Source organism: Vibrio tubiashii ATCC 19109 (assembly GCF_000772105.1).
Classification (GTDB): Bacteria; Pseudomonadota; Gammaproteobacteria; order Enterobacterales; family Vibrionaceae; genus Vibrio; species Vibrio tubiashii.
The window spans coordinates 2815426-2827251 of sequence record NZ_CP009354.1; the positions used below are offsets into that span (position 1 = coordinate 2815426).

The 11826-nt window shown below is 44.6% G+C and carries 12 protein-coding genes and 1 tRNA gene; 2 read left to right on the plus strand and 11 right to left on the minus strand.

The genetic code is table 11. From position 1 onward, the window contains the following. Window positions 1-35: 35 nt before the first annotated feature. The 4 genes from IX91_RS12805 to IX91_RS12815 form a co-directional block, all read right to left on the minus strand. Complete coding sequence (locus tag IX91_RS12805; protein ID WP_100225189.1) at window positions 36-578, minus strand: helix-turn-helix domain-containing protein; 543 nt, start codon at window positions 576-578, stop codon at window positions 36-38. Beyond that, window positions 544-948: a site-specific integrase gene (locus tag IX91_RS26825; RefSeq protein WP_236642813.1), complete on the minus strand. Its 405-nt coding sequence runs from the start codon at window positions 946-948 to the stop codon at window positions 544-546. Before IX91_RS26825 ends, IX91_RS12805 begins: the two co-directional genes overlap by 35 nt. A gap of 24 nt (window positions 949-972) precedes the next feature. Then, window positions 973-1584: a tyrosine-type recombinase/integrase gene (locus IX91_RS26830; protein WP_236642815.1), complete on the minus strand. Its 612-nt coding sequence runs from the start codon at window positions 1582-1584 to the stop codon at window positions 973-975. A 117-nt stretch (window positions 1585-1701) separates the two neighbouring features. Next, window positions 1702-1786 (minus strand) — tRNA-Leu (locus tag IX91_RS12815). Between the two features lie 258 nt (window positions 1787-2044). On the opposite strand from IX91_RS12815, the gene IX91_RS25850 reads away from it, so the two are divergent. Next, entirely contained in the window at window positions 2045-2800 is a 756-nt protein-coding gene (locus tag IX91_RS25850) for a substrate-binding periplasmic protein (RefSeq protein WP_004748164.1), read from the plus strand. A gap of 123 nt (window positions 2801-2923) precedes the next feature. Beyond that, window positions 2924-3400 (plus strand): RDD family protein, encoded by a 477-nt coding sequence (locus IX91_RS12830; RefSeq protein ID WP_004748162.1) that lies wholly within the window; start codon window positions 2924-2926, stop codon window positions 3398-3400. A 64-nt stretch (window positions 3401-3464) separates the two neighbouring features. Here the strand turns inward: IX91_RS12830 and luxS are convergent, their stop codons facing one another. From luxS to IX91_RS12865, 7 genes are all read right to left on the minus strand, one after another. After that, entirely contained in the window at window positions 3465-3983 is a 519-nt protein-coding gene (gene luxS / locus IX91_RS12835; protein WP_004748160.1) for an S-ribosylhomocysteine lyase, read from the minus strand. A 24-nt stretch (window positions 3984-4007) separates the two neighbouring features. Beyond that, window positions 4008-4607 carry a transglycosylase SLT domain-containing protein gene (locus IX91_RS12840; protein ID WP_038197165.1) on the minus strand — a complete coding sequence of 200 codons (600 nt, stop codon included), beginning with the start codon at window positions 4605-4607 and terminating at the stop codon, window positions 4008-4010. 9 nt (window positions 4608-4616) lie between these two features. Then, window positions 4617-6185: a glutamate--cysteine ligase gene (gene gshA / locus IX91_RS12845; RefSeq protein ID WP_004748157.1), complete on the minus strand. Its 1569-nt coding sequence runs from the start codon at window positions 6183-6185 to the stop codon at window positions 4617-4619. Between the two features lie 108 nt (window positions 6186-6293). Then, on the minus strand, window positions 6294-9152 hold the full coding sequence (locus tag IX91_RS12850) for a M16 family metallopeptidase (RefSeq protein ID WP_004748155.1): 2859 nt from the start codon (window positions 9150-9152) through the stop codon (window positions 6294-6296). Between the two features lie 9 nt (window positions 9153-9161). Next, window positions 9162-9623 carry a YqaA family protein gene (locus IX91_RS12855; RefSeq protein WP_004748154.1) on the minus strand — a complete coding sequence of 154 codons (462 nt, stop codon included), beginning with the start codon at window positions 9621-9623 and terminating at the stop codon, window positions 9162-9164. After that, on the minus strand, window positions 9617-10567 hold the full coding sequence (locus IX91_RS12860; protein ID WP_004748152.1) for an NADP-dependent oxidoreductase: 951 nt from the start codon (window positions 10565-10567) through the stop codon (window positions 9617-9619). Before IX91_RS12860 ends, IX91_RS12855 begins: the two co-directional genes overlap by 7 nt. Before the next feature lie 122 nt (window positions 10568-10689). After that, complete coding sequence (locus tag IX91_RS12865) at window positions 10690-11820, minus strand: sodium ion-translocating decarboxylase subunit beta (protein ID WP_004748150.1); 1131 nt, start codon at window positions 11818-11820, stop codon at window positions 10690-10692. Window positions 11821-11826: the final 6 nt, after the last annotated feature.

Consider the following 11826-nt stretch of genomic DNA (forward strand, 5'->3'; position numbering starts at 1 on the left):
TCACGTGGCTAGCTCATCCGGAAGTTAACGGCGTTTTATATAAGAGGTCTTATGCTATTAATTACCTTACATGCTTCTTTGTAATCTTTATTAACTAAGGGGAGTTCAACAAGTTCTAACATGTATTCCTTAACGTCCCTCAGACCAAAGAACTGCTCATTGCGCCACTCATTTAACCAGTTAAATATTGTCCGTTCAGAGACGCCTATTATTTCCGATAAGTGTAAATGAGTAGCTCCAGCCTCACAAAGCAACTGCATTGCACATAGTCTCCAGCGCTTATCTTCCCAAGAGATACTTTGTCCACTTCTCCCAACATTCCAAGCGCGCTGACCCAACGAAAGTAAATGCAAGTTACCCAAAATGTATTCCTCTAAAACAGGGTCAACTGGTTCCCCTTGCCTTCTTGCAGATTCGTACTTAGAGATTAAGTGCCTTACATCAGAAATATCGTTGACCTCAACTGGACTAATAATTGATGGTTCCGTCTCTTCTGTTACTTCTTCTGATGATAACCATTCAATCATCTCATCAGTATCCATTTCATACACTGATTCTGGAATTTCTTGTTCGCTCACTAATACCTCCCATTACATCATCTATCAAAGCCGCCTTGTGTTTTACACACAGGTGAGCATACCTTTGAGTCATTTGAATTGATTTATGCCCCAAGACTTCAGCAATCTGAAGTAGAGAAGCCCCATTTTTGGCTAAGATTGAGGCTGCTGTATGCCTTAAATCATGAAAACGAAAGTTAGCAATAGCCGCCTTTTCCAAGGCTCTAATCCAGTGCTTATCGAAGTTACGAAAATAATCATGCTGGTGGTTAGGGTGAGGAAATACATAACACTCCCCTATTCTGCGAAACTTCATAAGCTCTTCGAGCACGTTATCAGTAAGAGGCAAGATTCTAGGCTCACCGTTTTTTGTCTCTTTAAGAAGCCCCACTCGCTCTTTAAAGTCGATGTCAGATCAACGAAGGGTAAGCAATTCAGTTCTTCTAGCACCCGTGGTAACTGCCATTAAAACCAGAAGGTAAAGCCTGTCCCAGTTGGAAGCACGGGACACTGTCAAAAGTCTATTTAACTCTAAATCACTTAGAAAGCGGGTCCTAGCGTTGTCTTCCTTTAACTGTTTCACTTCTCGTGCCGGATTGTGTTGGATATCATATTCATCTGCAAGGTAGGTATAAATCGCACTAAGAGCAGCTTTATAACGATTGATAGTTGCAGGAGCCCTACCTATGTTCTTTAATTGTTTCAAAGAGTCTTTCACGTGCCTTTTGGTTATTTGGCCTGTTGGCTTATCACCATACTGTTGACACCACCAAGCAAGACGTTGGGCTATTGAGACATCCTTACCCGAGTGTTGGGCTAAATAGTCACTACAAGCATCTTGAAGTGATAAGACAGCTGTAACGTGCTGCGTGAGCAAATTGGATAAGTCATCGTTAGCAATAAGCTGAGCATTAAACTTCTCCGCCTCTTTCTTTCGATCAAACACTTTGGATATGCGCTTTCCGTTACGCATCATATGGACTCGGTATCTTTTACCGGATTTACGTTGTAGAACTTGAATAGCCATAAATTGTACCTATTACGCATAATTACACACGATGGATACAACCGCAGCTTTGTGAGAGAGAGTTTTTCTTTGCCCAAATACGACGAAAGCCCTGCTATAAGCAGAGCTTTCTAAATATGGTACCGGTGGGCGGACTTGAACCGCCACGCCCGAAGGCAACGGATTTTGAATCCGTCGTGTATACCAATTTCACCACACCGGCATCTGAGGACTTTGTCCTTTGATGCTTCGCATTATACGTATGCATTTTAGCTCTGCAAGGAGAAAAACCTTAGATAACCGTTGTTTGCTGATAATTTCGCCACGTTTCTGCAATTTTTGTCTTGTTCGTTGCGTTAGTAGGTGATTTAGCAGCTCCTCTTCAAGGCAGCTGTATGACTGAAGGTAAGTATTATTGAGCTTCTGTAAAAGGCGAAAAGCACAGTATCCTCAAGTATGATTCTCACAAGAGGCGTAACCCATGAGATTGTTGAATGCCCAATTATTTGTTTTTAGTTTGCTCTACTCTACCACGATAACCCTAGCGTATTCAGACATTGAGTCTTATCCGTATCAACTTGGTAACGGCAACAATACTCCAGAGCCTCCTGGCTTATCTTTAGATATCCTCAATCAAGTCGCCACGCAATTAAACATAAAAATAAAGTACTTCCGATTACCAGGGAAAAGAGTACTTGAGTACATCGAGAGCGGTGAAGTCGATGGTGGATTTATATTTTCCTACAACTCTACTAGAGCCCAATTCGCACAGTACCCGATGAAAGGCACAATGCCAGATGGTGAAAAGCGTATCGCAACACTTGGGTACTATTTTTATAAGCTTAAAGGACAACCTCTAGAGTGGGACGGTGCAAATTTCTCAAAACTTGAAAACAATTTCATCGCAGCACATCTTGGTTTTTCCATCACGAGTAAACTCAAACAAAACAATATCAAAGTGCATGAAGCTAAAACCACAGAGCAGCTTTTTGCGATGCTGAGATCACGTCGAATAGAGGCAATTGCGATCCAAAACACCATCGCTCAAGAATACCTTAGAGATAAGCCATGGTCTGATGAAATCGAACAAGTTCTGCCAGCGATTACGACGAAAGATTACTTCCTTATCTTTAACCAGAATTTTGCTCGTTCTAATCAGGACTTAGTGAATCAAATATGGCTAGTCATCAGTGCAATCAGAGATAAGGTGATATCAGAGAAAAATGACAAATACTGATGTTATGATGATTATCCATTGCTCTCACTTCACGAATTGAAAAGTCTGTGGACAAACTCTCTTTTCAGCGCTTTAGGGACACTATATTCTGTCGGCTTATTTTGTTTTAAGTAAGTGAGTGTTATGTCTGCAACAGAGGCATTGCCACCAGCAGGGCTTTTTCGCCGCCTTGGTGCGCTTTTATATGATGGATTAATTATCATTGCTGTAGAAATGATGGCGGCGGGTGTTGTCGTCGCAATTTTACATGCATTGATGGCAATGGGACTATTTGGCCTTGGTGGATTTGAGGATGTAAGTGACTTTCTAACTAACCATCCAATTTGGAGCCCTGTTTATACTGCTTACTTAGCCTTTGTTTGGATCTACTTCTTTGTCTTTTTCTGGACTCGCGCAGGCCAAACGTTGGGGATGCGAGCATGGAAATTGCACATGTGCAGTAATGATGGCTCTCCAGTGACTGTGACTCAGGCGTTGATTCGCATTGGCACTTCAGGTTTTGGCCTAGCTAATTTGACTGTACCAATCGACCCTAAAAAACGTGGTTTTCATGATATTTGGGCAAAGACCCAAGTAGTTGTCCTACCAAAAGCTAACTAGCGTCAAGTTAAGAACATACAAAAAGGGAAAGCTAAATGCTTTCCCTTTCGCTTTAAATCGATCGCTAGTCTATTTTAAGCTCTTTTAGCATCTCTTCTGGCAGTGCTAGCTCATCATTTTTGTTAACCGAAACTCCAGCTGCAAGAATAGCTTCAGCAATCTGTTTCGCTTCATCTAACGAGTGCATAGCCGCTGTACCACATTGGTACTCATTCAGCTCTGGGATTTTGTTCTGGCTCTCGACTTTTAACACATCTTGCATTGCAGATAGCCAAGCTTCGGCAACTTGCTGCTCTTGTGGCGTACCAATCAGGCTCATGTAAAAACCTGTACGACAGCCCATTGGAGAAATATCAATAATTTCTACAGCTTCACCATTCAGGTGATTACGCATAAAGCCTGCGTAGAGGTGCTCTAGAGTATGAATTCCTTTCTCTGACAAGATATCTTTATTTGGCGCGGTAAAGCGTAGGTCAAATACCGTAATGGTGTCACCTTTTGGTGTCGTCATGGTTTTTGCCACACGAACAGCAGGCGCATTCATGCGTGTGTGGTCTACGGTAAAACTATCTAATAACGGCATTGTACTTCTCCATGTTTACTGCTCTTAAAAGAACCAGCTTCTATTGTCTTCTAATTCTTGTCGGCACTGCTTGAGTTGCCAACCATAGTCCTTTGCTTGCTGCTCCACTTTACGAGCAACTTTCACCAATGAGGGCTTACTTTGGTAGCTTTTTCTTTTAAAGCCTCCGCGCCCTTCATGATAAGCGAGATACTGATTATAGGCATCCCACTTAGATACGCCCAACTGCTTTTGCGTGGCATCCGTATACCAACCCACAAACATCATCGCGTCTGAAAAATCGGTTCTCGAACCACCATGATTGGTTGCCTTCTGAAAATCTTCCCATGCAGGGTCTTGAGCCTGCGCATAACCATAAGCACTGCTCACTCGCCCCCAAGGAATGATACCTAGAATATAGTCCTTCGGCGGTCTGGCATCATGGCGATAGCTGCTTTCTTGCTTGATAAACGCCATGGCGACCTGAATAGGAGTTCCCCACTCTTCTTGCATGTCTAGCGCATCGTCATACCAATCTGGTTTTTCACGAAATATTTCGCACAGGTTGGTCTGATTTTTTGGTGGCGCAGTGGCACAACCACCTAACACCACCAAACTAAGGATGACAACTAACGTCCTTATCACTTTGCTACCTTAAGCTTTTAAGTAAGCGAAATACTCTTCGAGGAATTCATCAAAGCTCTGTTTGTCTGCTGCTTCTACTTCTGTCTGAGCAACACGAGAACGCTCTACTTCTTGCTCCATCTCAGACTCACTATAGAGACGATATTGATGACCTAGATGCTGTTGGCGGTACTCTTTACCAAATTCACAACCAACTTTACCTAAACCACCAAAGCGCTTGGTATCTTCAAGTAACTGACCAGAAATGGTTTGCTCTGGATTATCAATCCACGAAAGCAGTTTATAGCAAACCGCCTGATATTCGTTACCACCATTCGCCGCGTCCATTTTCTCAGCGATTTGGGTCAACTCAACAAATACACGTTTTGCCCAATCTTGTAGCGTTAAAATCTCACCTTTACAACCGATTTGCAGCTCTAAACCGTGTTTACGGCCTTCTACGATGACTTTATTCCAGTTCTCGCGCCAACAAGCCTGTTCGCAGTGATCCATCGGTTCTGATTCTGTTAAGGCTGCCCATGTTAAAAATAGGTCTAAGAAGCGAACTTGATCCTCATTGATACCAATTGCGCTATATGGGTTTACATCAAGAGAGCGAACTTCGATATATTCCACGCCACCACGAGCTAATGCTTCTGATGGTTTTTCGCCTGACTTAGCCACACGCTTAGGACGAATTGGCGCATAAAGCTCATTTTCGATCTGGAGTACATTGCTATTAAGTTGACGATACTCACCTTCAACCTTCACACCAATTTCCGCAAACTCTGGTGAAGGGGTACGAATCGCTTTGTTCAACCCTTCTAAATACTCGTCGAGGCTGTTGAACCCAATTTTCAGAGCACTTTGCGCACTGTTGGTGTAACCCAGATCGCTCAGGCGTAATGAGGTGGCATGAGGCAGGTACAGCGTGCCGCCAATACTTTCAAATGGTAGTTTGGTTTCGCGCCCTTGGATAAATGAACCACACAGAGCCGGAGAAGCACCAAAAAAGTAAGGAATTAACCAGCCGAAACGGTAGTAGTTTCGGATCAGACCGAAATAAGCCTCTGACTTACTATCTTGTCTGTCTTCATCGCTTTGCTCCCCAAACAACTGATCCCAAAAAGATTCAGGGAATGAAAAATTGAAATGAACACCGGAGATAATTTGCATCAAGCTGCCGTAGCGATGCTTGAGACCTTCACGATACAAGGTTTTCATTTTTCCAGAGTTAGAAGAACCGTACTGCGCTAGATTGATGTCATCTTCACTGCCAACGTAACAAGGCATAGACAGTGGCCACATTTTCTCTTCACCCAATTTAGTTTGAGTAAAGTGATGAATGTCCTCTAGCTGAGCAGTTAAGGTGGAGATGTTGCTTGATACAGGCGTAATAAACTCCAGCAGCGACTCAGAAAAGTCAGTGGTTATCCAGTTATTGGCATAAGCCGAGCCTAGCTCCACCGGATGAGGGGTTGTTGCGAGGTGACCATCTTGGTGGTATCGCAGCGTCTCACGCTCCACACCACGTCCAAAACTCTTAAATACTTCTTGGTTTTGTGCAACTCGCTCCAGTCGCGCAGCAAATTCAGTCAAAATGAGGTTCGCTTATATCTGTAGTTCGGTTGTGATACCAAACTGGCTAAACAAATTATAAAGGGTGACCAAAATCACCCTTTAGCTATGCACTATGTTATGTGTACTCTAGCGGATGATTTCAAGCTCTTCTATCGGAATCTGTAAACTTTCTAGCTGAGGTTTTAACGTTTTCGCATCACCAACGACAATAATCTGGTACTCATCAGGGGCAAACCATTTGTTCGCTAGCCCATCTAAGGTCTTCTTATTAACGGTTTCTACGATCTCGTTTCTCTGCTTTAGGTAATCTTCATCTAAGCTGTACGCCAGAATACTATTAAGTAGTCCTGTTTTCTGTGAAGGCGTTTCATACTTTAACGCATCTTGTTGACCGACCGCTAAGCGCAAAAATTTCATTTCATCTTCGGTCATGCCATTTTTACTGTACTCTTCGAGCTCTTTTTGCATTTCGACAATTGATGGCACCGTTGAGTCTGCGCGAACTTGCGCTGAGAAAATTATCGCACCGACTTCTCGGTTTGCCGCGAGATAACCGCTTGCACCATAAGTGTAGCCTTTATCTTCACGCAAATTCTGGTTAACACGGCTATTGAAGTTACCCGCTAAATTAAAGTTAGCTAACTGAGTTAAATACACTTCTCCTGTCGCATCAAACGGTAATCCTTGACGAACCATACGTACCACACTTTGCGGAGCGCTCGGCTTGTCGATGAGATAAATCTTCTGCTGATCGAGCGGTTTCACCAATTGCGGTCTTAACAAGGGAGCAAATTCACCTTGCCAGTTGTCGATAAAGGCCAGCTCTTTTTTCACTTGGCGCTTATTGATGTCGCCTACCACCACAATTTGCGCACCTTGTGGCGTGTAATGCCGTTTATAGAAATCTTTAACATCATCTAAGGTTAAGCTAGATACAGAAGCTTCTGTACCATCATTGGAGCGTTGATAAATCGAACCAGCGAAAAGCACTTGTCGCGTCGCCTGAGAAGCCATCCAGCTTGGCTTTTGATGCTGATAAACCAAACCTTCTAACATCTGTTTCTTCAAGCGGTCGAAGTCCTCTTGACGGAAAGCCGGTTTGAATAACACTTCCTCGACGATCTTTAGCGTTTCGGTAAGGTTTTTTTCCAGACTTGAAACAGAAATGCCAGTGGTATAGTTACCCGCATCAATAGAAACTGTACTACCTAAGGTATCTAACCGAGCTTGGAGCTCTTCCAAGCTAGAGTCGAGTGTCGCCTCTTGCATCATTGCCGCAGTTAGATTCGCCAGCCCTTCTTTCCCTTTCACCACATAGCGCTCTCCGGCAGGGAAGCTAATATCCAATTGAACGGTTGGCGTTTCTGAGCTGACCGTACCAAGTAGCTCTGCGCCATTGTCGAAGTAAAGGTGATACAGCTCTGGCATTTGAGCTTTCACCCCTTGAGCGACTTCAGGCATCACAGAGCGGTCAAAGGTATCTGTCGCACGACGATAAGCTAGCTGCTCTTCGGTCACTTTTTGATACTCTGGCAGAGTTCTCGGTGGCGTAACAAAGGTAGCCGGTTTAGCCGCTAATTCAGTTTTTCCACGCGGAACGACACTGAGTGCCACTTTATGGTGACCGTTTACATAGGTTTTGTATGCCGCCATGACAGACTCTGGCGTCACCGCTCGAATTTGCTCTAGTTGGGTTTGAATCCGATCAGGCGTATCGAAGAAGGTTTCGTTGGAAGCAAGTTGAGTTACCTTGCCACGAACACTTTGCAGTGCAAATACTGCGTTAGCTTCTGCCATACCGGTAATCTGCTCTAATCGCGCATCATCGACACCTTTCGCTTCAAATTCATCTAAAGTTTGCATCAACTCCTGATACAGCGGCTTGAGCGCTCCTTTTTCTCCAGATGGTGCCATCGCATATACATAGAAAGTACAAGCCAGCTCTGCACAATCTTGGAAGGCCCCTGCATCTACAGCTTTTTGGGTCTTTACTAGCTTTTGATAAAGCAGACTGTTTGCCCCACTACCTAACACGTTAGCCAAAGCATTGATCGACGCCTGCTCTTCAGCCCCTTTGTATTTGGTTGGCCAACCAATCATCAACATCGGTTGTTGAATACGATCTTCTAATGTGATGTAACGATCTTCGCTCAGCTTGGCAGGCTGCTTAGGTGCGCGCTCAACTTCAGGCCCGGCAGGAATAGAACCAAAATATTTGTTTACCCACTCTAAGGTCTGCTCAACGTCAATGTCACCGCCTATGGTCAGTACCGCGTTGTTTGGTCCATACCAACGAAGAAAGAAGGCTTTAAGGTCATTCACATCGACCCTATCGAGATCTTCAACATATCCAATAGTTTGCCAAGAGTATGGGTGGCCTTCTGGATACATGGCTTCACCCATTCGCTCCCACATCAATCCATAAGGGCGGTTGTCATAGTTCTGTGCACGTTCGTTTTTAACCGTATCGCGCTGAATTTCAAACTTACGTTGTGAGACAGCATCAAGCAAAAAGCCCATTCGATCAGACTCAAGCCAGAGCATTTTCTCTAGCTGATTCGATGGCACAGTTTCAAAGTAGTTGGTGCGATCTCGGTTCGTCGTCCCATTAAGCGTTCCGCCTGCTTCGGTAATGATCTTAAAGTGTTGTTGGTCACCAACATTCTCACTACCTTGGAACATCATGTGCTCAAAAAAGTGAGCAAAGCCTGATTTACCAATCTCTTCACGCGCCGAGCCAACATGATAAGTCACGTCAAGGTGAACCAGTGGATCGGAATTATCTGGTGATAAGATCACCGTCAGACCATTATCTAGCTGGTACTTTGAGTAAGGGATTGTTGCCTTACCAGGTTGAGCTGGTACTTCTTCAACGAGAGTAACGCCTTGTGGCAATGAAGATAAAAATGAAACAGAAGAGAGGTTGTTGGAGCTACAACCATAAAGTGCGACAAGAGAAATAGCACCAAGCCAAATCTTTCTCATGACATCCCCTTAGAAAAATCCGTAAAAAATTGCTGCAAGCAATGAGTATCGTAGCGCTTTGCCAATCAATATAAGCCAAAAACATGGCCAAAAGCGCATTCGAAGCCAACCTGCGGCTAAACATAAAGGGTCACCGATTATCGGTAACCAACTAAAAAGAAGCGACCAATAGCCGTATTTATTGAGCCATAATAAAGCTTTATGACCATGTTTTTCATTTTGAGTTCGGTTTGGTAACCATAAACCTAACCAAAAGTTGGTCAAGCCACCGAGCGTATTACCCAAAGTGGCGACAAGAATGATTAGGGGAGTTGAAAACTGATTGAGACTTAATGTGGCAATCAAGCCAGCTTCTGAACCACCAGGCAATAAAGTGGCACTGAGGAAGCCGCTTAAAAACAGAACCCACAGTGCCGAGTCAGAAAACCAAAGTGCGAAAGATTCAAAAGCGCTGTTAAACGCTTCTAGCATTGCATATCAAGCAAAACCTTGCCTCTAGTGTGCCCAGTTTCAATCTGTTTATGCGCTTCGACCACTTCAGTCATTGGATAAACCTGTTGGATCTCTGTTTTCACTAAGCCAACGCTGACCATATACAATAAGGCATCGAGTTGCTCTGGGTTTGGATCAACCAGCATACCTGTTGCTTCAAAGCCAAGTAGTTTCGCTTTCTCACAGATAAGCTCAGCGGTAAGTGTTGGAACTGTCACGACTTTAGCACCGTCTTTTAGGCATTTCAGTGCATCAAGTGCTGCATCACCACCAACCAGATCGATCAATACATCAGCCTCCTCTACACGCTCTGAAACAGGTGCAAATTGGTAGTTGACGGCATGGGCACCTAATGTCGCCATATAATCTAAGTTAGCTTCACTACAGGTGGTGAATACCTCTGCTTTTGCCGCCACAGCGACTTGAATCGCAATATGACCAACGCCACCTGCCCCAGCTAAAATCAGTACTCGATCCCCCTCATGTACGCCTGCCTTATCCAATGCTTGAACCGCTGTTTGACCAGCCAAAGGTAAAGCTGCCGCCGCTTCTAAAGTGACGGAATCAGGCACTAGGCTAAGTGCGCTCTCAGGCACACAAATATATTGGCTATAGCCACCACCAGTAAGAGGAAAGCCAACAAAGCCCGCGACATTATCACCCACGGAGAATCGCTCACTGTTTTCGCCCAAAGAGGCGACTTGACCAGAGATGTCATATCCCGGTACCCAAGGCAAGTTATCTTTGTTTTCAGACGCGGCCCAGCCTAGCCCTGCTCGTGTTTTCACGTCGATAGGGTTTACGCCAGAAAAATGTACTTTAACCAGTACTTCACCTGCTTGTGGCTGTGGAATCGGTGAGGTCTGAGTAACAAGAACGTCTGGGTCACCAAATTGAGAGATTGCGATTTGTTTGTTTTCCATTTCTTCATTTCCCTATCGGTACAAAAAAGGGATGCGAAAGCATCCCTTTGAATATATACCATTTATTGGCAGCAAGTTAACCACTTGCTCTCAAATTAACCAATTACTAACGCTAAAGGCGATTAACCAACCAGTGCTAGCAGGATACCCGCGGCAACAGCAGAACCAAGTACACCTGCTACGTTAGGGCCCATTGCGTGCATCAGTAGGAAGTTTTGCGGGTTGGAATCCAAGCCGACTTTATTCACCACTCGCGCCGCCATTGGTACCGCAGAAACCCCCGCTGCACCAATAAGAGGGTTAATATCCTCTTTAGAGAACTTGTTCAGTAGCTTAGCCATAAGTACACCGCCGGCCGTACCAATACTGAAGGCTATTGCACCTAAAGCCAAAATACCTAACGTCTCAACGTTAAGGAACTCTTCTGCTTGAAGTTTAGAACCAACACCAAGACCAAGGAAGATGGTTACGATATTGATCAACTCGTTCTGCGCTGTTTTTGATAAACGATCGACCACACCAGCCTCACGCATCAGGTTACCAAGACAGAACATACCAACTAGAGGCGTTGCTGCTGGCAGGAACAGAATCGTCATCAGCAATACCGCGAGCGGGAACAGAATCTTCTCAGCTTTACTTACATGACGAAGCTGCGCCATCTGAATCTTGCGTTCTTCTGGCGAAGTTAATGCCTTCATAATTGGTGGCTGAATGATCGGTACCAATGCCATGTAGCTGTATGCAGCAACAGCTATCGCACCCAAAAGGTCCGGTGACAACTGGCTCGCCAAGAAGATGGCTGTTGGTCCGTCTGCACCACCAATGATGGCGATTGAAGCCGCATCTGGCATGCTAAACTCCATGCCCGGCACATAGTTAAGCAAGATCGCACCGAATAGGGTGGCGAAAATACCAAACTGCGCTGCGGCACCTAACCAAAGCGTTTTTGGGTTAGCGATCAAAGCACCGAAATCGGTCATTGCACCAACACCCATAAAGATCAATAGCGGGAAGATCCCTGACTCGATCCCCACGTAGTAGACGTAGTAAAGCAAGCCGCCTTCATCGGTAAAACCAGCATTAGGAATATTGGCTAAAATAGCACCAAAACCAATGGGCAGCAGAAGTAGTGGCTCGAAGCCTTTACGAATAGCCAAAAACAGCAGAGCACAACCAACCAAGATCATACAAATCTGGCCAAACTCAAAGTTAGCGATCCCTGTTTCTGACCATAAGATCATTAATCCTTCCATGGTACT

Coding starts and splice junctions, on each gene's coding strand:
- IX91_RS26830 (WP_236642815.1), bottom strand. CDS start 1,584: ATGGCTATTCAAGTTCTACAACGTAAATCCGGTAAAAGATACCGAGTC.
- IX91_RS25850 (WP_004748164.1), top strand. CDS start 2,045: ATGAGATTGTTGAATGCCCAATTATTTGTTTTTAGTTTGCTCTACTCT.
- IX91_RS12830 (WP_004748162.1), top strand. CDS start 2,924: ATGTCTGCAACAGAGGCATTGCCACCAGCAGGGCTTTTTCGCCGCCTT.
- luxS (WP_004748160.1), bottom strand. CDS start 3,983: ATGCCGTTATTAGATAGTTTTACCGTAGACCACACACGCATGAATGCG.
- IX91_RS12850 (WP_004748155.1), bottom strand. CDS start 9,152: ATGAGAAAGATTTGGCTTGGTGCTATTTCTCTTGTCGCACTTTATGGT.
- IX91_RS12855 (WP_004748154.1), bottom strand. CDS start 9,623: ATGCTAGAAGCGTTTAACAGCGCTTTTGAATCTTTCGCACTTTGGTTT.
- IX91_RS12860 (WP_004748152.1), bottom strand. CDS start 10,567: ATGGAAAACAAACAAATCGCAATCTCTCAATTTGGTGACCCAGACGTT.
- IX91_RS12865 (WP_004748150.1), bottom strand. CDS start 11,820: ATGGAAGGATTAATGATCTTATGGTCAGAAACAGGGATCGCTAACTTT.